At 36.7% G+C, this 20,948-nt stretch carries 21 protein-coding genes, 5 tRNA genes and 1 other annotated feature; of the genes, 22 read left to right on the forward strand and 4 right to left on the reverse strand.

Going from position 1 to position 20,948, the window contains the following annotated elements:
• Nucleotides 1-38 precede the first annotated feature (38 nt).
• The 4 genes from FHY60_RS07195 to FHY60_RS07210 are packed head-to-tail and all read left to right on the forward strand — an operon-like array spanning nucleotide 39 to nucleotide 3,926.
• Nucleotides 39-989 (forward strand): ABC transporter permease, encoded by a 951-nt coding sequence (locus FHY60_RS07195; protein ID WP_139904336.1) that lies wholly within the window; start codon nucleotides 39-41, stop codon nucleotides 987-989.
• A gap of 22 nt (nucleotides 990-1,011) precedes the next feature.
• Nucleotides 1,012-1,926: an ABC transporter permease gene (locus tag FHY60_RS07200; protein ID WP_139906319.1), complete on the forward strand. Its 915-nt coding sequence runs from the start codon at nucleotides 1,012-1,014 to the stop codon at nucleotides 1,924-1,926.
• A 15-nt stretch (nucleotides 1,927-1,941) separates the two neighbouring features.
• Nucleotides 1,942-2,967 carry an ABC transporter ATP-binding protein gene (locus FHY60_RS07205; RefSeq protein WP_139904337.1) on the forward strand — a complete coding sequence of 342 codons (1,026 nt, stop codon included), beginning with the start codon at nucleotides 1,942-1,944 and terminating at the stop codon, nucleotides 2,965-2,967.
• Nucleotides 2,964-3,926, forward strand: a complete 963-nt coding sequence (locus FHY60_RS07210) for an ABC transporter ATP-binding protein (RefSeq protein ID WP_139904338.1) — start codon at nucleotides 2,964-2,966, stop codon at nucleotides 3,924-3,926. The genes FHY60_RS07205 and FHY60_RS07210 overlap by 4 nt, the downstream gene beginning before the upstream one ends.
• A gap of 185 nt (nucleotides 3,927-4,111) precedes the next feature.
• Here the strand turns inward: FHY60_RS07210 and dapB are convergent, their stop codons facing one another.
• Both dapB and dapA read right to left on the reverse strand, forming a co-directional pair.
• A complete protein-coding gene (gene dapB, locus FHY60_RS07215) occupies nucleotides 4,112-4,867 on the reverse strand; it encodes a 4-hydroxy-tetrahydrodipicolinate reductase (protein WP_139904339.1) in 756 nt (251 codons plus the stop codon).
• A gap of 11 nt (nucleotides 4,868-4,878) precedes the next feature.
• Entirely contained in the window at nucleotides 4,879-5,757 is an 879-nt protein-coding gene (gene dapA / locus FHY60_RS07220; RefSeq protein ID WP_139904340.1) for a 4-hydroxy-tetrahydrodipicolinate synthase, read from the reverse strand.
• Nucleotides 5,758-5,950: 193 nt separating this feature from the next.
• Between dapA and FHY60_RS07225 the strand changes: the two genes are divergently transcribed.
• The 8 genes from FHY60_RS07225 to FHY60_RS07260 all read left to right on the forward strand — a co-directional run bounded on the left by FHY60_RS07225 (nucleotide 5,951) and on the right by FHY60_RS07260 (nucleotide 8,396).
• Nucleotides 5,951-6,208: an alpha/beta-type small acid-soluble spore protein gene (locus tag FHY60_RS07225; protein ID WP_139904341.1), complete on the forward strand. Its 258-nt coding sequence runs from the start codon at nucleotides 5,951-5,953 to the stop codon at nucleotides 6,206-6,208.
• A gap of 72 nt (nucleotides 6,209-6,280) precedes the next feature.
• Complete coding sequence (locus FHY60_RS07230) at nucleotides 6,281-7,018, forward strand: class I SAM-dependent DNA methyltransferase (RefSeq protein WP_139904342.1); 738 nt, start codon at nucleotides 6,281-6,283, stop codon at nucleotides 7,016-7,018.
• 19 nt (nucleotides 7,019-7,037) lie between these two features.
• Complete coding sequence (gene hslO / locus FHY60_RS07235) at nucleotides 7,038-7,916, forward strand: Hsp33 family molecular chaperone HslO (RefSeq protein WP_139904343.1); 879 nt, start codon at nucleotides 7,038-7,040, stop codon at nucleotides 7,914-7,916.
• A 73-nt stretch (nucleotides 7,917-7,989) separates the two neighbouring features.
• Nucleotides 7,990-8,065, forward strand: a tRNA-Val gene (locus FHY60_RS07240).
• Between the two features lie 12 nt (nucleotides 8,066-8,077).
• Nucleotides 8,078-8,154, forward strand: a tRNA-Asp gene (locus FHY60_RS07245).
• Nucleotides 8,155-8,159: 5 nt separating this feature from the next.
• Nucleotides 8,160-8,235, forward strand: a tRNA-Phe gene (locus FHY60_RS07250).
• Between the two features lie 5 nt (nucleotides 8,236-8,240).
• Nucleotides 8,241-8,315 (forward strand) — tRNA-Gly (locus FHY60_RS07255).
• A 7-nt stretch (nucleotides 8,316-8,322) separates the two neighbouring features.
• Nucleotides 8,323-8,396 (forward strand) — tRNA-Cys (locus tag FHY60_RS07260).
• 153 nt (nucleotides 8,397-8,549) lie between these two features.
• Here FHY60_RS07260 and FHY60_RS07265 read toward each other — a convergent pair.
• Entirely contained in the window at nucleotides 8,550-9,254 is a 705-nt protein-coding gene (locus tag FHY60_RS07265; RefSeq protein WP_139904344.1) for a DUF6873 family GME fold protein, read from the reverse strand.
• Between the two features lie 166 nt (nucleotides 9,255-9,420).
• Between FHY60_RS07265 and ytxC the strand changes: the two genes are divergently transcribed.
• The 10 genes from ytxC (at nucleotide 9,421) to FHY60_RS07315 (ending at nucleotide 19,099) form a co-directional block, all read left to right on the forward strand.
• The gene (gene ytxC, locus FHY60_RS07270; RefSeq protein ID WP_139904345.1) at nucleotides 9,421-10,314 is read left to right on the forward strand and encodes a putative sporulation protein YtxC; all 894 of its coding nucleotides are present in this window, start codon (nucleotides 9,421-9,423) and stop codon (nucleotides 10,312-10,314) included.
• Nucleotides 10,315-10,502: 188 nt separating this feature from the next.
• On the forward strand, nucleotides 10,503-11,024 hold the full coding sequence (gene infC, locus FHY60_RS07275) for a translation initiation factor IF-3 (protein WP_139904346.1): 522 nt from the start codon (nucleotides 10,503-10,505) through the stop codon (nucleotides 11,022-11,024).
• Nucleotides 11,025-11,045: 21 nt separating this feature from the next.
• A complete protein-coding gene (gene rpmI / locus FHY60_RS07280) occupies nucleotides 11,046-11,243 on the forward strand; it encodes a 50S ribosomal protein L35 (protein WP_139904347.1) in 198 nt (65 codons plus the stop codon).
• Nucleotides 11,244-11,272: 29 nt separating this feature from the next.
• Nucleotides 11,273-11,632 carry a 50S ribosomal protein L20 gene (gene rplT, locus FHY60_RS07285; protein WP_139904348.1) on the forward strand — a complete coding sequence of 120 codons (360 nt, stop codon included), beginning with the start codon at nucleotides 11,273-11,275 and terminating at the stop codon, nucleotides 11,630-11,632.
• 163 nt (nucleotides 11,633-11,795) lie between these two features.
• On the forward strand, nucleotides 11,796-13,160 hold the full coding sequence (locus FHY60_RS07290) for a TrkH family potassium uptake protein (RefSeq protein ID WP_139904349.1): 1,365 nt from the start codon (nucleotides 11,796-11,798) through the stop codon (nucleotides 13,158-13,160).
• Nucleotides 13,161-13,175: 15 nt separating this feature from the next.
• On the forward strand, nucleotides 13,176-13,838 hold the full coding sequence (locus FHY60_RS07295; RefSeq protein WP_139904350.1) for a potassium channel family protein: 663 nt from the start codon (nucleotides 13,176-13,178) through the stop codon (nucleotides 13,836-13,838).
• 7 nt (nucleotides 13,839-13,845) lie between these two features.
• Entirely contained in the window at nucleotides 13,846-14,625 is a 780-nt protein-coding gene (locus FHY60_RS07300; protein ID WP_139904351.1) for a TrmH family RNA methyltransferase, read from the forward strand.
• Between the two features lie 46 nt (nucleotides 14,626-14,671).
• Nucleotides 14,672-14,898 (forward strand) — a binding site (T-box leader).
• 67 nt (nucleotides 14,899-14,965) lie between these two features.
• Nucleotides 14,966-15,985: a phenylalanine--tRNA ligase subunit alpha gene (gene pheS / locus FHY60_RS07305; protein ID WP_139904352.1), complete on the forward strand. Its 1,020-nt coding sequence runs from the start codon at nucleotides 14,966-14,968 to the stop codon at nucleotides 15,983-15,985.
• Between the two features lie 16 nt (nucleotides 15,986-16,001).
• Nucleotides 16,002-18,380, forward strand: a complete 2,379-nt coding sequence (gene pheT, locus FHY60_RS07310; protein WP_139904353.1) for a phenylalanine--tRNA ligase subunit beta — start codon at nucleotides 16,002-16,004, stop codon at nucleotides 18,378-18,380.
• A 122-nt stretch (nucleotides 18,381-18,502) separates the two neighbouring features.
• A complete protein-coding gene (locus tag FHY60_RS07315; protein ID WP_139904354.1) occupies nucleotides 18,503-19,099 on the forward strand; it encodes a cell division protein ZapA in 597 nt (198 codons plus the stop codon).
• Between the two features lie 221 nt (nucleotides 19,100-19,320).
• Here FHY60_RS07315 and FHY60_RS07320 read toward each other — a convergent pair whose 3' ends face one another.
• Nucleotides 19,321-20,820, reverse strand: a complete 1,500-nt coding sequence (locus FHY60_RS07320; protein ID WP_139904355.1) for a hypothetical protein — start codon at nucleotides 20,818-20,820, stop codon at nucleotides 19,321-19,323.
• Nucleotides 20,821-20,948 lie beyond the last annotated feature (128 nt).

A 20,948-nucleotide genomic window follows, 5' to 3' on the forward strand; every position in this document is an offset into this window, starting at 1 on the left:
TGATGTTGTAGTTTTTAGGGATGGAGGTAAAATAATCCATGGCAAAATTTATTTTTAAAAGAATAGGGTTAATGCTAGTAACACTTTGGGTTATTGCTACAGTGACTTTTACTATGATAAACCTTGTTGGTGGTGACCCTATAGCTACAAAAGCTAAGCAACTTCCAGAAGCAACTCAAAAGGCTATAAGAGCAAAGTATAAACTTGATCAACCGGCATATGTTAGATATTTCGATTATTTAGGTAAATTAGTAAGATTTGATATGGGAGAATCCATATACTATCCAGGAGTACAAGTTAATGACATGATAGCTAAAGAACTTCCTGCATCAGCCAGATTAGGCTTACAGGCAGTAGTATTCGGTCTTATTGTTGGATTATCACTAGGCATAATAGCTGCATTTAAAAGGAATACATGGGTGGACTATTTAGTTATTTTTATTGCTATTATAGGTGTTTCTATACCTGGCTTTGTTGTGGCAATATTAATACAATATGCTTTGGGAGGAAAACATGGAATACCTTCCATAGGATGGAGTACAAAGAACTTATTTTGGGCCCCCTTTAAATATACAATACTTCCAACCTTAGCATTAAGTTTAGGCGGAATAGCGTCAAATGCAAGATTTATGAAAACCTCTGTATTGGACGTAGTTAATCAGGATTATATATTGACTGCAAAGGCTAAAGGTGTTACTAAGGCCAGTCTAGTCATAAAACATATTTTGAGAAATGCTATGATTCCAGTTATTACTATTGTTGGACCAAGAATAGCAGCAATTATAACTGGATCAATTATTGTTGAAAGTATATTTGCCATTCCTGGACTAGGAAGAGAACTAGTTAGGGCTATCGGTAATTCAGACTATACCGTAATTATGTCCCTTACTGTATTTTTCGCTGCTCTATATATTATATCTCTAATTGTAGTAGATATAGTATATGCATTGGTTGACCCAAGAATTAAAGTTGCTGGCAATAAGAAGTAGAGGTGATATGATGAATGCAGATATGAATTTGGATAAAAGTAAATTTGAGATAATTGGCTGCGAGGATTCTGATACCGATGCCATTGTAAGACCTAATATTTCCTATTGGGCAGATGCGTGGAGAAGACTAAAGAAAAACCCCATAGCTATGGCGTCGCTGTTCTTTTTGTTGTTAATGATAATAGCATGCATTGCTGGGCCTTGGCTGATTAAGACAGATTTTGAAACTCAAAACTATGATTTATTGGATCAAAGGCCATCATGGGAGCATTGGTTTGGTACCGATAATCTTGGAAGAGATCTGTTTGCCAGAGTTTTAGTTGGCGGCAGAGTATCTTTAGCTATCGGGTTTGTTGGTACAGCAATTGAATTAACTTTTGGTTGTCTCTATGGTGGAATTGCAGGTTACTTTGGCGGCAAAGTTGATATTATAATGATGAGAATTGCAGAAATTATAGCAACAGTACCTTATCTTATAGTTGTCATAATGCTGCTTATAGTGTTACCAAAGGGAATACCTACTTTAATAATAGCCCTTTGCTTAATTGGCTGGGTTGGTATTGCAAGAATGATAAGGGGACAAGTTATGCAGCTGAAGACTTCCGAATATGTATTAGCTGCAAAGGCACTTGGTGCTAGCCCCATGAGAATAATCATAAAGCACTTAATACCTAATACTATAGGTATAATTCTAGTTTATATGTCAATGGATATACCTGCATATATCTTCGACGAGGCCTTCCTAAGCTATCTTGGTCTAGGAGTACAGCCTCCTAGTACAAGTTGGGGAACACTAGTGTTGGCTGGACAAGGGCAGATGATGAACCACCCTTATCAGCTTGTTTTCCCTGCACTTGCTATTTGTTTAACGGTATTAGCATTCAATTTACTTGGTGATGGGTTAAGAGACGCGCTTGATCCAAAGCTTCGCCAATAATAAGGAGGGGTATAAATGACAAAATTACTTGAAGTAAAAGATTTAAGAGTATCTTATCATACTTATGCCGGCGAAGTTCAATCTGTTAGAGGCGTTGATTTTTATTTGAATGAAGGTGAAACTTTAGCCATCGTTGGGGAGTCAGGCTGCGGTAAGACTGTTACAGCAAAGTCCATAATGAAGCTAATACAGACACCTCCTGCTGAAATAAAGGAAGGATCACAGATTATATTCAATGGCAAAGATATATTAAAGATGAATGAAAAGGAATTAAGAGCACTGAGGGGCGCAGATATCAGTATGATTTTCCAAGATCCTATGACTTCTCTTAATCCTACGATGACAATAGGAAAACAAATAGCAGAAACACTGATAAATCATAGAGGAATGTCAAAGTCAGAGGCTATGAAAGAAGCAGTTAAGATGCTGGAACTTGTTAATATTCCAAATGCTGACAAAAGAATTCACCAGTATCCTCATGAGTTCTCCGGTGGTATGAGACAAAGAGCAATGATAGCTATTGCTTTGGCATGTAATCCTAAGATACTTATTGCGGACGAGCCTACAACAGCACTGGATGTAACTATTCAAGCACAGATAATGGATTTGATTAAGGACTTACAAAATAAATTAGGAACTGCGGTAATTCTTATTACCCATGACCTAGGGGTCGTGGCTGACGTTGCAGATAGAGTACAGGTTATGTATGCAGGAAAGGTGGTAGAAAGAGGAACTGTAGATGAAATCTTCTATAATCCAAAGCATCCATATACATGGGCATTGTTAAAATCTGTACCAAATCTAGACACAAAGCATAAAGATGAGCTGTATTCAATCAAAGGTACACCTCCAGATCTCTTAAAACCACCGGTAGGATGTCCTTTTGCCAGCAGATGTGAGAACTGCATGCATATTTGTAAAGAGGCTATGCCTGTAATTACGGATATTAGTGATTCACATAAGGTAAGTTGCTGGTTACAGCATCCAAATGCACCAAAGGTTGATAGATTTGCTGGAACTACAGGAGGTGCTAAGGTATGAGTTCAAAAGAAACTTTTATACAAGTTAGAAATTTAAAGAAGTATTTTAATGTTGGACACGGAGCTACTCTGAAGGCGGTGGATGATGTAAGCTTTGACATAAAAAAGGGTGAAACCCTGGGTTTAGTTGGAGAATCCGGCTGCGGAAAAACTACCTGTGGCAGAACTGTAGTTGGCTTATACGATGCTACAGATGGGGAAGTACTATTTGACGGTGTAAATATACACAAGTTAGATAGAAAGGGAAAGAAGGAATTTGCCAGAAAAGCGCAAATTATTTTCCAAGATCCATATGCTTCATTAAATCCTAGAATGACGGTTGGTGACATTATCGGTGAAGGTATCGATATTCATGGCTTGTACACTGGACAGGAAAGAATGGAAAAAATATATCACCTTTTGAGTTTGGTTGGATTAAATAAAGAACATGCGTCCAGATTTCCACATGAGTTTTCCGGAGGTCAGAGACAGAGAATAGGTATAGCAAGAGCTCTTGCTATTGAACCTCAATTTATTATGTGCGACGAACCTATTTCTGCACTAGACGTTTCTATACAAGCACAGGTTGTAAACTTATTAATTAAGCTTCAGAAGGAATTAGGCTTAACTTACTTGTTTATAGCTCATGACCTTTCCATGGTTAAGCATATTTCTGACAGAGTTGGTGTAATGTATTTAGGCAAAATGGTGGAATTAGCTACTTCTAAGCAGTTATATGAAAATCCCCTGCACCCATATACTCAGGCTTTATTATCTGCAATACCAGTTCCTGATCCGGAGGAAGGTAAGAAAAGACAAAGAATAATGCTTGAAGGGGATATACCAAGCCCAATTAACCCAAAACCGGGCTGCAGGTTTGCCGGAAGATGCAGATATGCTAAGCCAGAGTGCTTTGAGCAAACACCTGAAACAAAAGAAGTACAGCAAGGACATTTTGTGGCTTGCCATTTGTATAAATAGTTAAATTTAACTATAAAAAACACCTATGAATTTTAATAGTTCATAGGTGTTTTTGGTATATATTCAACTTTAAAGTTTATTCAAAGTAACCTTGCATATTACAGTAAATTGACAATTGTCAATTCTTTTATATTGTTCATCACACTTTTTCTGCAAAGTAGAATTTAACCAGCAGTATGATTGAATTATCCTTGTATGACATCATCCATATTGTAAAGCCCAGGTGCTTTTCCACACATAAACTCGCAGGCTCTCAGTGCACCGGAGGCAAACACGTCTCTTGACAGAGCTGTATGCTTTAGCACTATGGTCTCACCTATACCAGCAAATATGACCTCATGTTCTCCAACTATTGAACCACCTCTCACAGCGTGAATACCAATCTCATTTTTTTCTCTCTTTTTTAGTCCTTTTCTACCGTGAACATATTCTACCTCATCTTCAAGGGAACTCTTAATAGCGTTGGCTAACATCAATGCAGTGCCGCTGGGGGAGTCAACCTTTTGATTATGGTGCTTTTCAATGATTTCAATATCGAAGCCTTTAAAAAGTAATGGAGAAATTTTCTTTAATATGGAGCTCAAAATATTTATCCCCAAAGACATATTTCCGGAGTTGAATACAGGTATCTTAGTACTTAGTTCTTTGATGGCCTTATATTCATCTTCACTATACCCGGTAGTGCAAAGTACAAGGGGAAGCTTTTTTTCAAGGCAGTATAGAGAAAGTGACGGCAAGGATTTTGGACTTGAAAAGTCTAAAACTACATCACATTCTCCCTGGTACTTGTTTATATCATCATAAGTAGGAAAATAGGAATTTGTTTCTGTAAGGAATTTATCGATCCCTGCAACAATTTTAACTGTGTCATTGCTCTTAGCAAGCTCGGATATAGCTTTACCCATTCTGCCATTACAGCCATTAAGAATTATTTTTATCATATTACCCTCCGTTATATTAGTCCATGTTTTTTCAGTTCACCTTTAAGAATATTTAAGTTGCTTTCACTCATATCACAAAGTGGGAGTCTCAGCTTACCAACATTCATTCCCATAAGGTTCATAGCAGTTTTTACCGGTATTGGATTGTTTTCTATAAATAGAGCATTTATCAGTGAAAGATATTTTAACTGAAGTTCCAGGGACTTGTTAAAATTACCTTTAAAAAATTCATGGCATAGCTCATGCATTTTCTTTGGAATGATATTAGCTGCCACAGAAATAACTCCGGAGCCCCCCAGGGCTAAAATTGGTATTATTTGATCATCATTTCCTGAATATATAGCTATCCTATCACCACATAGGGCTTTGATTTTTGCAACCTGCCCAATATCCCCGCTGGCCTCTTTTACAGCCACAATATTATCATATTTTGTCAACTCTTCTATTGTCTGAGGCAGAAGATTCATACCTGTCCTGGAAGGTACATTATATAGTATCAAAGGAATTTTCACACTGGTTGCTATTTCTCCAAAGTGAGCAACTAAACCTTTTTGAGTTGTTCGGTTGTAATAGGGGGTAATAACAAGAAGGCCGTCAACTCCCATGGATTCAGCCCAAACACTCATTTTGACCGATACACTGGTATTGTTGGTTCCGGTACCTGCAATGACTGGAACTCTTTTATTTACAACCTCCACAGTAAACTTAATAGCTTCTTTTTTTTCAGCTTCTGTCATGGTGGATGCTTCACCGGTGGTTCCGCAAATTATTATAGCATCTGTGCCGGCTTTTATTTGGTCTTCTATAAGTTCTTTGAGTTTATCCAGATTCACACCAGTTTCATCAAACGGAGTAACAATGGCTACGCCGCTGCCCTTAAAAATACTCATTTACATCCCTCGCTTTGCATATTGTTTATTACTTTTCATAACTTTCGGAATTAAATTCATTCCTAGTATTATTATATAGATTTAGTTAAAAAGATTATATACTGATTAGAAAAATATTTCAATTAATTACATGTATAATCAACATACTATTAGTGAAAAATAATAATTGAGATGTATAAGGAGTGATTTTAATATGGGAAAAACACCTCTTAAAAAGGTAATTAAGGCTAAGTTAAAAACAAATAAAGAGTTAACAGAAGAAGAAAAGTTAAGAGAAAAAATCAAGTATGAGATTGCAGAGGAATTAGGCTTAAAAGAAAAGGTTGATGCCCTTGGCTGGAGTGGCTTAACCGCTGAGGAAACGGGCAGGATAGGTGGCATAATGACCAAGCGAAAGAAAAAACTGCATATGCCAACAAATAAAGAAATTTTGTCAAAGTATAATAAATAGGCCTGTTGACTTCTCATATCTTTATATATAAAATATTCTGGATGACATTGTTAAGTCTAGGGGGATAAACTTATGGCATATAGTAGATTTGCAGAGATATATGATAGTTTGATCAATGAAGATATAGATTATCTCGGTTGGAGCGACTTTATAAGAGAAAAATGTCTAGAGATGAACATAAGGAGCGATGATTATCTGGACTTAGGGTGTGGTACTGGAAACTTATCCATAAATTTATCCCGAGGTTTTAAGAGAACTTGTTGCGTAGACCTCTCAGAGGAAATGCTCATCATAGCAGAAAGTAAATTTAGAGATAAGGGAATTAAGGCCAAATTTGTAAATCAAGATATGAGGTATTTAAAATTAAATAATAAATTTGATCTTATCACCTGTGCTTTAGATTCTACAAATTATTTAACGGAAGACGGAGATTTGGATATTTTTTTCTTAGGGGTAGCCACTCATCTAAAGGAAAAGGGTTTGTTCATATTCGATATCAACAGTGAATATAAACTAGAAAAAATATTAGGTGATAATATTTTTACATATAATAGCGATGAAATAGTTTATCTTTGGGAAAATACTCTAGGTAACCGCATAGTTGAAATGTATCTTACCTTTTTCATAAGTGAAGGCAAGCTATATGAAAGATTTGACGAGGTTCACAGAGAGAGAATTTACAGTACAGAAGAGATAGAAAAGGCTTTAAAGCAAAACGGATTAAATATTGTTGCCAAGGTGGACAACTATACAAATAATCCTGTTAAAGCTGATTCGGAAAGAATAACATATATTGTAGTAAAAGGATAAGAAAAGGTTGGTGTTAATTATGAAGGATACTTTGATAATAGGAACAGCGGCTGAGGGAGCTGTACGCTTTGTTGCCGCCAGCACAAGGAATTTGGTAAATGAAGCTGTTAAAATTCATCAGTGTCGTCCTACAGCTGCAGCTGCCTTAGGAAGAATGCTTACCGCTGGAGTAATGATGGGTTCAATGTTAAAAAATGAGCAGGACGTACTTACCCTGCAAATTAAAGGTGGTGGACCAGCAGGTTTGGTAATTGTTACTGCATATGCTGATGGAAGAGTTAAGGGGTACATTGGAAATCCTGCAGTGGATTTGCCACAAAATGATAAGGGTAAACTGGATGTAGGTGGTGCTATAGGTACTGATGGAATGCTGACAGTTATCAGGGATATTGGACTTAGGGAGCCATATGTAGGACAGATACCAATTGTAACTGGCGAAATAGGTGACGATTTGACTAATTATTTTGCAAAGTCTGAGCAAACTCCGTCAGCTGTAGGTGTAGGCGTACTAGTAGCCAGTGATTTATCTATAAAGGCTTCTGGCGGATTTATAATCCAAATGATGCCCGGTGCCAATGAGCTGGTTGCAGATTTGATTTCTTACAGATTGGAAGAGATGAAATCTATAACAGAGCTTTTAGATAGCGGAAAAGATATAGAAACCATTATGAAGGATCTTTTTGAAGATATGTCCATAAAAATTATGGAATATAGAGAACCTTTTTATAAGTGTGACTGCAGCCGTGAAAAGGTTGAAAAGGCCTTGATCAGTATTGGAAAAGCTGATTTGTCAGAGATCTATGAGGAAGGAAAGTCTGAAGAGATTCAGTGCCATTTTTGTAATACTTCATATCATTTCAGCAATGATGAAATTGGTGATTTGCTCAATAAAATTTAAAAGATTTTTTTTATAAAGCTGTTGACAACATTTAAATGTCCATATATAATAATATTTGTCTTCAGAAGTTAGTGGGCGCATAGCTCAGCTGGGAGAGCATCTGCCTTACAAGCAGAGGGTCACAGGTTCGATCCCTGTTGTGCCCACCACTAATTTCAAACGGCCCAGTGGCTCAGTTGGTTAGAGTGCCGGCCTGTCACGCCGGAGGTCGAGGGTTCGAGTCCCTTCTGGGTCGCCATTTAAGGCTAGATAGCTCAGTCGGTAGAGCAGAGGACTGAAAATCCTCGTGTCCCTGGTTCGATTCCTGGTCTAGCCACCATGTATGCGGGAGTGACTCAATGGTAGAGTGTCACCTTGCCAAGGTGAAAGTTGCGGGTTCGAATCCCGTCTTCCGCTCCATTTATTTGGCGCTATAGCCAAGTGGTAAGGCACGGGTCTGCAACACCCTCATCCCCAGTTCAAATCTGGGTGGCGCCTCCATAAGAAAATTAAAGACACGCTTTGACGTGTCTTTTTTTATTTTGCATTTATCGGTATAAAGAACATAAAAATTCAACACGGAATACACGGAGAGGAATTTCATTTTAAGGAATACCCTTCCGTGTATTTCAGTGTATTTCCCGTCTTCAGTGATTAATAAATCATCAACAAGCTGCCTCTATCTGTCAGTTTCTCATCCATTAGGTAATGATATTCCACTTTATGTTTTCTTAAAAAGTCTTTGATTTCCTTACCGTAAATGTATTTATCCAAGCTGCCGAAGAAGGCTATGTTTTTCTCATCCAATAGACCGCAGCAGCCGCCTATAAAGCCGTAGTTCATCTCTTCCAACACTATATCTCCATGAGGCAAGTATAATACATCTATTTTTTCTGTGGTTAAAGCTTTGGCAATGCCAATGTCGTTGGTGATAACAGCGCCTTCGTTGACAATGGCGGTAGAACATTTAGTATAGCCTTGCTTTACATGAATTTTTTTTGTGGTGCTGTCCAAGGCCTCCAATATTTTGTTATCGGTATATTTTAAATTGTGTACGAATAAGTCACCTAATCGAAAACAGTTTAATATTATATCATGAGGATACTCAGAGGTTAATTCTGCCTCTGAAAGTGTTACTTCAATACCAAGTTCAAGGAATTGGTTTATAAAAAGCGGATCTAATTTTTTTTGAACTATCAAGTGCTTCTTGTTGTGAACAAAAATTTGAATATCCGGATGGCTGCTAATAGCGGCATACAAATTACTGTGTCTAGGGCACAATAAGGCTGTAAGACCTAATTTGGACAAAGCCAGGCTTTCACTTTCAGAGATTCTGCAGTCTACAATACAGCAGTTCATATTTTACTCCTTTCTAAAGTTATCCATAATAATTCATTATACATAATTTTATAATTTTATAAACTTAATGTCAAAATTCTCACAGCACTCTGTCGATTGCTGTATTAATTTTCTTGTATAGACACAGGTATTAAACACATACTAATTTTAGAAGGGAGTGAGACAGATGTTGCTTTTGACAGTAGTCTATGAAGGTGAAAGGGATATAATCGGTGAGCTTAATGAGATAAAGAAACACTTCAAAGAAAAAAATATTATCTTAGGAATCTCCGAAAGCATTATCAATAATACGCAGTTTATCAAAGTGTTTTGCAGTGAAGAAGAGTATAATGAAAAAATTGTTAGTATGTTTAATTTTTATATGGCTAATATCTTATACAAGATTGCCATATATGAATTTTATGATAAAGAGATGCTGAACTTTTTAAATGACACCTATTTCTTTCTTAAACCGGATGAGCTCAGAGATGTTGAAATATTAAGCATGAAGGTTCTAAAAGGTGAAGAGCTTATTATAGATGACAGCGGAATATATTACATGAACAGGAAAAACAATATCATAGACAAGATCATTGCTTGCATAGAGGAAAATAATGAAATAAACATCAACGGTTTTATAACCTTTAGGATGAAGGAACTTCGGGAGGATATAGAGGCTATCGTTGATAAAGTAGTAGAAAGATATATGGTAGATAAGGAATACAGTGAATTCATAAAGCTTTTAAAATATTTTGTTGAAATACAGGATAGTAAGCTGGATACGGTGAATATAATTATAGACTCTAAGGGAAAGTACCAGATAAGAGATGAAAATGGAAAGGAATTTTTAAAAGAATTTTTAAATGAGCTATCTACTGAAAAAATTAGTGAAAATAATATAGAAGATCTTATTATCAGCGGCCTAATAACAAATTCTCCAAGGAAAATAAATATACATGGGGCTAAGTACTGTACAAATAAAGAGGTATTGGATACAATCAATAATGTGTTTACGGATAGAGTTACCATGTGTAATGAATGTGAATTATGTAAATCAGTTGCTCAAAATATTCAAGTTTGAAAAATATGTTGACAAATGGATATAGCATAGTTATAATATTACATGTTAAGAAGAAACGGCCGTTTCTCACCTTACGGTTATGCTTGTAAGGTTGAATGTAATTTCGAATGTAAGAAGCGGCTTTGTGCCGCTTTTTTATTTATAAGCATAGCTAAGTAGTAAAAGGTGGCTTTATAAATAATTCGGAGGTGACGATTATTAGTAAAAATTATCTTATAAACGACGAAATAAGAGAAAAAGAGATAAGAGTAATTGGTGAAGACGGATCTATGTTGGGAGTAATGTCCAGTAAAGATGCTCTAAACATAGCAGAAGAAAAAGAACTAGATTTAGTTATGATTTCTCCAGCAGCCAATCCGCCAGTATGTAAGATAATGGATTTTGGTAAGTTTATCTATGAGCAATCAAAAAAGGACAAGGAAGCTAAAAAGAAACAAAAGGTTATCAGCATTAAAGAAGTAAGACTTAGTCCAACAATAGAAGAACATGACATTTCCATTAAAGCTAATAATGCAAGAAAGTTCTTGCTGGATGAGGATAAGGTAAAAGTTACAGTTAGATTCAGGGGAAGAGAAGCTGATTACTCACATTTAGGCAAAAGGATATTAGATAGTTTTGTTGATAGACTTCAGGATGTTTGTATAATAGAAAAGGCCGCTAAGCTTGAAGGAAAAAATATGATAGTAATACTGGCTCCAAAAAAGAGCTAAAATTTGGGAGGAGGAAATATCATGCCAAAAATGAAAACTCATAGAGGTGCAGCAAAGAGATTTAAGAAGACTGGTTCAGGAAAATTAAAGAGAGCTAAAGCTTTCAAGAGCCATATCTTGACAAAGAAGAGTTCTAAGAGAAAGAGAAATCTTAGAAAGACTGCATATGTATCTGCAGCACAAGAAAAAGTAATGAAGAAATTATTACCATACCTGTAATAGTACAGCGATAGAAGGAGGTTAATGAAATGGCAAGAGTAAAGAGAGCAATGAATTCCCGTAAAAAACATAAGAAGATATTAAAGCTTGCAAAAGGATACTACGGTGGAAAAAGCAAGTTATTTAAGACTGCTAATGAAAGTGTAATAAGAGCATTAAGAAATGCTTATGTTGGCAGAAAGTTAAAGAAGAGAGATTTCAGAAAGCTTTGGATAGCAAGAATAAATGCTGCTACAAGAATTAATGGATTATCCTATTCAAGATTCATGAATGGTATAAAACTTGCTGGTATAGATATAAACAGAAAGATGTTATCAGAAATAGCAATCAATGATCCAAAGGCATTTGCAGATTTGGTGCAGATAGCTAAGAATCAATTAAACGCATAAAAATGCTGGGTTTTAAGAATACATACTTAAGGCCCTATACATAAAAATAATACAGAGATTACATTTTATTCCATCAGATTGTATACTATTTTTGATACGGTCTGGTGGATAAATTTATAGTTGGTAAAAATATTTATAAAAGGGTATAATTCGAGGTGTAATTATGCATATAAGCATAGCAAGAAAAATAAAATTAAGTCCTGTACGTATTTTGTCCATAGGGTTTGCTCTTCTTATTTTATTGGGGGCAATCCTTTTGACTTTTCCAATCTCTTCTGCAGATGGAACGTGGACACCCTTTCTGGACTGTTTATTTACATCAACTTCAGCTACCTGTGTTACTGGGTTAGTAACACTTGATACCGGAAGTCATTGGAACTATTTCGGTAAAACAGTTATAATATTCTTAATTGAAATAGGTGGCTTGGGATTCATGTCCTTTGCAACCTTGTTTGCTCTGATCCTGGGAAAAAAGATTACCTTGAGAGAAAGATTAATAATGCAGGAGGCTATGAATACCTTTGACCTACAAGGACTTGTAAAGCTGGGCAAGTATATTTTGATTTTTACTTTTGCTGTTGAAGGTATTGGTGCATTGTTCTTATCTACCCAGTTTATACCTGAATTTGGTTTTGCCAGAGGCATATATTATAGTATATGGCATTCCGTTTCAGCCTTCTGCAATGCAGGTTTTGATTTGTTTGGTGAAACATCGGATAAATTTATAAGTATAGTGGGTTGGCAGAGGAACCCTGTTGTTGTTATGACATTAGGTGTTTTGATAGCTATTGGAGGTCTGGGTTTTTCAGTGTGGGCAGATATATATAATTATAAAAACATGAAAAGCCTTTCCCTTCATTCTAAGATAGTTATAACTATTACATTATTTTTGATATTTGGTGGAGCAGTAATTATATATATTATAGAGCACAACAATTCTGCAACTATTGGGAACATGTCTCTAGTTGATAAGTTTACCAATTCACTTTTTGCAGCGGTTACACCAAGAACTGCCGGCATGAATTCCATACCAACAGCAGAAATGATGCCCACTTCAAGATTTTTTACCATGGTATTAATGTTCATAGGAGGTTCACCAGGGTCTACAGCCGGAGGTATAAAAACCTCTACTCTCGGTATTATAATAATGGCAATAATTTGTACTGTAAAAGGAAAAGAAGATACAGAGATATATAAAAGGAGAATATCAAAAGACCTGGTATTAAAGGCCTTTACCATTGCCACCATTGGGTTATTAGTAGTAGCCTCAGCAACTATGATTCTAACAGTTACAGAGCGGAAAATGGGGTTTTCTTTAGAGTTCCTTTTATATGAGGCAACCTCGGCCTTTGCTACTGTTGGATTAACACTGGGAGTAACGCCCTTTCTAAGCTCACTGGGAAAGGTATTAATCATATTATGTATGTATGTGGGGAGGGTTGGACCACTTACAATAGCATTGTCATTGGCACAAAATAAAAAGAAGAGTGCTATTAGGTATCCTGAGGATAAAATATTAGTTGGTTAGGGGTGTTGTAGGGTTATGGATAAAAAGCAATATGTTGTGATAGGACTAGGAAGATTTGGAGCATCAGTGGCAAAAACCTTATATTCATTAGGTAATGACGTGCTTGCTATAGATTCAGAGGAAAGTTTGGTACAGGAAATCTCTGATAGTGTTACCCATGCTGTTCAAATGGATGCTACCGATGAGAGTGCACTAAGAAGCTTAGGTATTAAAAATTTTGACGTTGCAGTAGTTACAATAGGCTCTGATATTCAATCCAGTGCTATGATTACTCTGCTAATAAAGGAACTTGGAGTTAAGTACCTGATTGCAAAGGCACAGAATGAGCTCCACGCAAAGCTATTAAGTAAAATTGGTGCTGATAGAGTTATCCTTCCGGAAAGAGATATGGGAATTCGTGTAGCTCACAATCTTATTTCCTCTAATATATTGGATTATATTGAACTTTCACCGGATTATAGTATAGCTGAAATAGTATCGCCTAAGGAATGGAGCGGGAAGAGTCTCAGAGAATTGAATGCAAGGGCAAGATATGGCATAAATATCATGGCAATTAAGAGAGAAGATGGCGTAAATATTGCTCCGGGAGCAGATGACGAGATTCAGGATGGTGATATTATATTAGCTATCGGTGGCTCTGAGGAACTAAGCAGAATTGAAAATATGATTGACAGGTAAAGGTGGAATGTACTTGGAACTCATACAGAGTAAGGATAATCAGCTCATTAAAGAAGTTAAAAAGTTGAAGGAAAAAAGGTATAGAGAAGAGCAGGGAAAATTTTTTATAGAGGGCTGCAGATTTGTTGAGGAAGCATTTAAAGCCGGAGCAGATGTAGAAAAGCTGCTGATTTCCCAAAAACACTCTGAAAAATATATAAATATATTTCAGAGTGCTGTGAAAGGTTCTTTACATGTAATTAAAGACAGTTTGTTTAATGATATTTGTGATACAGAAGCTCCTCAGGGTATAGCGGCAATAATCCGCAAGAAAACCTATAATACCCCTCGGGAAAATGGCCTTTTTGTCCTTGTCGACAAGGTACAGGATCCAGGGAACCTAGGGACTATAATTAGAACTGCCCATGCCGCCAGCGCTAAAGGTATAATCTATACAGCCGGTACCGTTGACCCCTATAATGAGAAGACACTTAGATCCACTATGGGGTCAATATTTTATGTTCCCATAATAGAAGATAAAAACCATCAAATAGTAGCATCTATGAAGGAAGTAGGATATAAGGTAGTGGCAAGCTCCTTAGATGCTGAAGAAAACTTTTTTGCTAGGACTTACGGAGAAAAGGTTATTATAGCTGTAGGTAATGAAGGCAAAGGCATAAGCGAAGAAGTATATGCTTTGGCTGACATCAGGGTTAAGATTCCCATGCCAGGTGGAGCAGAATCTCTTAATGCATCGGTGGCTGCATCCATAATGATCTATGAAGTATTACGACAAAATTTAAAATAAAGTTGAAATTTTTATAAACAGTGGTTATAATAAAGAAAATTACATAATTATAACTTTGATGGAGAAAGTAACTGTAGGATGCCTAGCAGGGAGAAAAGGTCATGACTGAAAGCCTTTTTTAGGAAAAGTACAGTGAAGTTCACTCCGGAGTTTCAAATGTGAACAGGATCAGCTTTGATTAAGTAGCATTTGGCGGGTAAAACCGATAACTTTCACTAAGAGAGCAGCAAAAACTGCTAATTAGGGTGGTACCGCGGATCTTCCGTCCCTTTGTGGGACGGTTTTTATTTTTTTGGTGACATTTATAAATTTGAAAGATAGTTTTGAAAGGAGAAGAAAGATGAAAGAAAAATTGGAAGCCATAAAAGCGTCAGCCCTGGATGAGATAAAGAATTCTTTTACCAGTGCTGAGTTAGAAGCTGTAAGGGTCAAGTATCTTGGCAAAAAGGGAGAACTTACCCTTATACTAAGAGGTATGGGGGCTCTTAGCACAGAGGAAAGACCGGTAGTAGGAAAGGTGGCAAATGAGGTAAGAGAAGCCATAGAAGCAGCTCTAACTAAATCAGTAACAGCCATTAAGAACAAAGAAAGAGATGAAAAACTAAAGAATGATGTAATTGACATATCCTTACCAGGTAAAAGAAATATCCTAGGTAAGAGACATCCCCTTGATGCAGCACTGGAAAGTATGAAGGAAATATTCATCTCCATGGGCTTTACCATTGAAGAAGGTCCGGAAGTTGAATCTGATTACTACAATTTTGAGGCTTTGAATATCCCAGAGAATCATCCGGCAAGAAGCGAGCAGGATACCTTCTATATTAACGACAATGTAGTTTTAAGAACACAAACTTCTCCGGTTCAGATTAGAGTTATGGAGAAGAACGCACCACCTATAAAGATGATATCTCCAGGCAAGGTGTTCAGATCTGATGCTGTAGATGCAACTCATTCACCAATCTTCTATCAGATGGAAGGTCTTGTTATTGACAAGGGCATTACCTTCGCGGATTTGAAGGGAACATTAGAGATTTTTGCTAAGAAAATGTTTGGGGATAAAGTAAATACTAAGTTCAGACCCCATCATTTCCCTTTCACTGAGCCTTCAGCAGAAATGGATGCCTCCTGCTTTGTATGTGTGGGAGAGGGCTGTAGCGTATGCAAGGGAAGCGGATGGATAGAACTTTTAGGCTGTGGAATGGTGCATCCTGAAGTTTTAAGAAAAGGTGGTATTGATCCTGAAATATACAGTGGCTTTGCCTTTGGCTTTGGTGTAGACCGTATGGTAATGATGAAGTACGGACTGGATGATATAAGATTGTTATATGAAAGTGACATGAGATTTTTAAATCAGTTCTAATATTGGAGGTGTAACGATGAAAGTACCAGTTAAATGGTTAAAGGATTATGTTGATATTGATATAGATGCAAAGGAATTGGGAGATAGATTGACCCTTTCAGGATCCAAGGTAGAGGAAGTAATAACTAAAGGAGATGAGATTCAAAATGTGGTTACGGGAAAGATAGTGAAGATTGAACCTCATCCCGATGCTGAAAAGCTGGTTGTATGTCAGCTGGATATTGGAGAAGCGGAGCTCTTGCAGATAGTTACGGGAGCTAATAATATGAAGGAGCAGGACATCGTTCCGGTGGCACTTCACGGTTCTTCCTTACCAGGAGGAGTAAAGATTAAAAAAGGTAAGCTCAGAGGCGTTGTTTCATACGGAATGATGTGTTCTGAAGAGGAACTTGGCATTGCAGGAGATGAACCTGTTCATGGACTAATGATTCTTCCGCAGGATACACCTGTAGGAAAGGACATAAAGGAAGTTTTGGGCTTAAACAATGCTATCATCGATTTTGAAATAACTTCAAACAGACCGGACTGCTTAAGCGTTGTAGGTATTGCAAGAGAAACTGCAGCTACTCTGGCAACTACCTATAGATTGCCGGAGGCTGCTGTAGCTTATGAAGGCCAGGGCAATGTAAGTGACCTGGTAACTGTGGAGGTTAAGGATGAGCTCTGCAGAAGATACATGGCCAGAGCTGTGGCAGATGTAAAGATAGAGCCATCACCTCAATGGATGCAGGAAAAACTTTTAGATGCAGGAGTAAGGCCAATAAATAATATAGTTGATATTACCAACTTCGTAATGCTGGAGCTTGGGCAACCAATGCATGCCTTTGACAGAAGAGAAATTACTTCCGGCAAGATAGTAGTGGAAAGAGCAGCTGATGGAGAAAAGTTTACAACTTTGGATGAGGTAGAGAGAGAACTGACTTCTGATGTACTTTGCATAAAGGACGATGCAAAGACCATTGGACTTGCAGGTATTATGGGAGGGTTAAACTCTGAAATAAAGGATGATACTAAGGAAGTAATATTTGAGTGTGCTAATTTTGATGGTACTAATATAAGAGTTTCTGCCCAGCAGCTAGGTGTGAGAACTGAAGCTTCATCACGATTTGAAAAGGACATTGATCCAAATTTAGTACAGCTTGCAATGGATAGAGCTTGCCATCTTGTTGAAAAGCTCAATGCTGGAAAAGTCCTTAAGGGAACCATAGATATCTATGAAAAGCCTGTAAAGGAAAAGACTATGGCCGTTGATGGACATTGGGTTAATAAGTTCTTAGGCACAGAAATACCGGTAGAGGACATGAAAAAGTATTTAGACAGTTTAGAACTTAAAACCACTATTGTGCATAATGTATTGGAAATCACTGTACCAACCTTCAGAATTGATATTAATATAAAGGAAGATATAGCAGAGGAAATTGCAAGAATATATGGATATGACAAGATTCCTTCCACAACGATTAATATCACCACTGAAAGGGGCGGTAAAAATGCAAAGCAGCATATGGATGATATGGTACTGGCAACAATGCTTGCTTCCGGACTTAACCAATCTATAAGCTATGCTTTCATAAGCCCCAAGGCCTTTGATAAGATAAATTTAGATGCTGATAACCCGTTGAGAAACACAGTGACCATAAAGAATCCGCTGGGCGAAGATTATAGTGTTATGAGAACCACCACTATTCCTTCCATGATGGAAAGTCTTGGCCGTAATTATGCAAGAAATAATGAAGTAACAAGGCTTTTTGAAATTGGAAAGGTATATATTCCTCTAAATGACGGAAGAGAACTTCCGGATGAAAGAAATATACTGACAGTAGGAATGTATGGACAGTGTGATTATCTAGACTTAAAGGGCATAGTGGAAAATCTATTAGAAGTCTTGGGAGTACAAGGCTGCAGCTTCGTAAGAGAAAGCGACAATGCCACCTTCCATCCTGGAAAAACTGCAGCATTGATGCTAAAAAACACTAAGGTTGGTGTCCTTGGAGAAATTCATCCTGATGTAAGCGATAAATTCGGCTTGGATGTACCTGCATATGTAGCTGAGTTAAATCTGGATATACTTTACGCCAATGCTAAGCTGGAGAAAAAGTATAAGTCTCTTCCAAAGTATCCTGCAGTATCCAGAGACATGGCCTTAATTGTAGATGACAGCATACTTGTTCAGGAAATAGAAGATATAATTAAGAAGCAGGGTGCACCTTTGGTTGAGTCAGTTAAGCTCTTTGATATTTATAAGGGCAAGCAGATTCCTGAAGGTAAAAAATCCATTGCCTATGCGATTATATATAGAAAGGAAAGTTCAACCCTTACTGATGCAGAAGTAAATATGGTGCATGATAAAATACTAAAGAACCTAGAATATAGATTAGGTGCTCAACTTAGATAATATATAAAAGAAGTTGCATAATTCTGTAATCAAAATATGGAATTATGCAATTTTCACTTTTAACCTATTATCAATATATGTTAAAATAAAGTATAACAAAAGTTATCTAAGAGGGTGTTTGCATGAATATTGTTACTGTGAAGATTAATGGTGTGGATTATAACTTAAAAGGTGATGAGAAGGAAGAATACTTGCACAGGGTTGCTGGGTATGTAGATAAAAAAATAAAGCTTATCTCTGAGAGTAATAGAAAGTTGAGTACTACCGACGTGGCAGTACTTACAGCTGTAAATGCCGTAGATGATCTTTTTAAATGCGATATGGCCTACCAGGAGCTTTGTGAAGAAATACAGGCTTTAGAAGCTAAGGACAAAGAAAATAAACATCAAATAGAAGCTTTACAAAGTCAATTACAGCAAGTTCAGCAAGAAAATCAGGAGCTATTGCAGAAGCTTGAAAGTGATAACAGCCAGGAACTTCTAAGGAGCAAAGATGAAGAGGTAGATAAACTAAAGGAGGAGATAAGTGCTTTGAAGGAAGCCTCAGAAAAATACTTAAGTGACTATAATGCCTACAAGGCAGAAAATAAAGAGTTAAAGTTCCAGCTCCAGTCTGCTAGGTATAAGATAATTGATTTGCAAAACAAGTTGGTGGAAAATCAAATAAACCTAGTAAAAGTAAAAAAGATGAATAATCCTCTGATTAATAATGGAAAATAAAAAGAAACCTCATGACACTTATGCGTCGTGAGGTTTTTTACTCATAGGTGGAGTGGTGCAGTAATATAATATTTGGTTAATAATTGTAAATCATGCCTCTAATGTTTTGGGCACAATACAAGGTCAATGAGCTGGGGACCGTAGAGGTATTATCCGAGGAGAGATGGGTGAGAAAAATATTATAGGAGAAACCGCAGTATATAAAAGCTGCGGTTTAATTTCTATCCAAAGATTCTTCTGAATAACCCCTTATTTAATTTTTGCTCCAATTCCTCTATCCGTAAATCCTTTTGGGTGTTTTCCTGATAAAGGGAGTTTACAAGTATATTAAGCCGCTCAATGGTGCTTTCTCTATCCGTAAGGCCGGCGGCAGCCTCTCTGGCAGAATTATTGTTCAGCTCCTCCAGTAGTTTGTTGTATTTTTCTTCTTGCTCCTTTTGATAAGCTGCATATTCCTCTTGAGTGTCTGACAGCTGCTGTTGGAGATATGCAATTTCCATATCTTTTGTAGATAGGACTGATTTTATAGTTTCCAACTCTCTAGTCAGTATTTCCTTCAGCTTTACAGTTTCCAAAAGCTTCTTGTCCTTTTCTATGAGGATTAGTTGAAGCTCTCTGATATACTCCTCTTTTGAAATCATATTCGTGAGATTGGAAATATTGGCAGTCTGTGACTTCAGCTGTTTTTCACTCTCAATAAACTGCTGTCTTTCCGGGCTCTTTTCTAAGTTTATTATTGGGTAGGGTGGTGTAGCTAAGACCAGGGGACAAAAGGTACTTTTAAAACCTGGCTCAGAAGGATGGCTGCTTATATAAACACAATTGCTAACAGAAGATTTTTGAGTCAACAGAATATTCTTATTAGTCCAGTTTATTTGACCGGAATCTGTTTTTCTAAAGACTAGAGCATCTCCTTCTTCCCAGAGCACATATGTATAATTGTTTCTGATAATCATGCATGGATGCAGGGCGTTTATAGAGTTTTCTGACAAAGGTAGGTCTTTTGACCAACGAGAGGAGTTATTGTTTAAATCCCGGTATTTTATTACGGTGTAAATATTCCTGTATATAGAAGAACTGTAGCATATAAAGGCAACATTTCTTTCGTTGATGATGAAGGAAGCGTTGTGGGAACCATTGAGATCAATGCATTCATCCAAATCTCCCCACATGTAAAAATCAAGGTTGAATTTCTTTATACCGTAGGAATCTCTACTGTTTTTAGAATAAAACAGGTAAAGATTATTTTTAGTGTAGTCTATTCTGTAGGGTTGAAGGAGTTTTTCCGCTGTAACCTCTACCACCTTTTTTACTGTCCAAGCGTTATTATGCCACAGGCTGTGATATATGGACCATGTACTAGAATGTCTGTTGCTAAGCATATAAAAAATATGTATATCTTCATCAATCACTTTTAGAGTCAGAAATTTCATAGATGTTGTTTTTAAGTTTATTTCTACAAGTTTCTTTTGGGTATTTAGTAATGGATGAAGTCGGTAACAAAGTTCTCCTGCACCATTTAAGAATAAGATATGTATTTTGTCTTCTCTATCTATGTCTACGCTGTAGTCCAATATGTCCTGCTCAATAGTATAGGTTCCTTCTGAAGAGATGGTAGTTACAGGTTCCAACATAAGTGAATTATCTTCAGACAGGAAGAATTTATGAAAGTGATCCTTGCTATCTCGCAGAACAAAGCTGAAATTATTGCTAAAAATCATTTTATCACCTCAAAACTTTAATATTATAGGGGTAATAACGCATATGATTATATAAAGTGCATAGTAGTTAATACCTCATCTTATAACATTATATTATGGTTAGATTGAAGTATATGATAGATAAATGA

The organism is Clostridium thermarum (genome assembly GCF_006351925.1).
Taxonomy (GTDB): Bacteria; Bacillota; Clostridia; order Clostridiales; family Clostridiaceae; genus Clostridium_AU; species Clostridium_AU thermarum.

What these genes read in the sequence shown, in the direction of transcription:
- FHY60_RS07290 (WP_139904349.1), top strand. Translation starts at nt 11,796, where the DNA reads ATGCATATAAGCATAGCAAGAAAAATAAAATTAAGTCCTGTACGTATT.
- FHY60_RS07295 (WP_139904350.1), top strand. Translation starts at nt 13,176, where the DNA reads ATGGATAAAAAGCAATATGTTGTGATAGGACTAGGAAGATTTGGAGCA.
- FHY60_RS07225 (WP_139904341.1), top strand. Translation starts at nt 5,951, where the DNA reads ATGGGAAAAACACCTCTTAAAAAGGTAATTAAGGCTAAGTTAAAAACA.
- dapB (WP_139904339.1), bottom strand. Translation starts at nt 4,867, where the DNA reads ATGATAAAAATAATTCTTAATGGCTGTAATGGCAGAATGGGTAAAGCT.
- rplT (WP_139904348.1), top strand. Translation starts at nt 11,273, where the DNA reads ATGGCAAGAGTAAAGAGAGCAATGAATTCCCGTAAAAAACATAAGAAG.
- FHY60_RS07315 (WP_139904354.1), top strand. Translation starts at nt 18,503, where the DNA reads ATGAATATTGTTACTGTGAAGATTAATGGTGTGGATTATAACTTAAAA.
- FHY60_RS07205 (WP_139904337.1), top strand. Translation starts at nt 1,942, where the DNA reads ATGACAAAATTACTTGAAGTAAAAGATTTAAGAGTATCTTATCATACT.
- FHY60_RS07300 (WP_139904351.1), top strand. Translation starts at nt 13,846, where the DNA reads ATGTACTTGGAACTCATACAGAGTAAGGATAATCAGCTCATTAAAGAA.
- FHY60_RS07230 (WP_139904342.1), top strand. Translation starts at nt 6,281, where the DNA reads ATGGCATATAGTAGATTTGCAGAGATATATGATAGTTTGATCAATGAA.
- pheT (WP_139904353.1), top strand. Translation starts at nt 16,002, where the DNA reads ATGAAAGTACCAGTTAAATGGTTAAAGGATTATGTTGATATTGATATA.
- FHY60_RS07265 (WP_139904344.1), bottom strand. Translation starts at nt 9,254, where the DNA reads ATGAACTGCTGTATTGTAGACTGCAGAATCTCTGAAAGTGAAAGCCTG.
- FHY60_RS07195 (WP_139904336.1), top strand. Translation starts at nt 39, where the DNA reads ATGGCAAAATTTATTTTTAAAAGAATAGGGTTAATGCTAGTAACACTT.
- FHY60_RS07200 (WP_139906319.1), top strand. Translation starts at nt 1,012, where the DNA reads ATGAATTTGGATAAAAGTAAATTTGAGATAATTGGCTGCGAGGATTCT.
- ytxC (WP_139904345.1), top strand. Translation starts at nt 9,421, where the DNA reads ATGTTGCTTTTGACAGTAGTCTATGAAGGTGAAAGGGATATAATCGGT.
- FHY60_RS07320 (WP_139904355.1), bottom strand. Translation starts at nt 20,820, where the DNA reads ATGATTTTTAGCAATAATTTCAGCTTTGTTCTGCGAGATAGCAAGGAT.
- FHY60_RS07210 (WP_139904338.1), top strand. Translation starts at nt 2,964, where the DNA reads ATGAGTTCAAAAGAAACTTTTATACAAGTTAGAAATTTAAAGAAGTAT.
- dapA (WP_139904340.1), bottom strand. Translation starts at nt 5,757, where the DNA reads ATGAGTATTTTTAAGGGCAGCGGCGTAGCCATTGTTACTCCGTTTGAT.
- hslO (WP_139904343.1), top strand. Translation starts at nt 7,038, where the DNA reads ATGAAGGATACTTTGATAATAGGAACAGCGGCTGAGGGAGCTGTACGC.
- pheS (WP_139904352.1), top strand. Translation starts at nt 14,966, where the DNA reads ATGAAAGAAAAATTGGAAGCCATAAAAGCGTCAGCCCTGGATGAGATA.
- rpmI (WP_139904347.1), top strand. Translation starts at nt 11,046, where the DNA reads ATGCCAAAAATGAAAACTCATAGAGGTGCAGCAAAGAGATTTAAGAAG.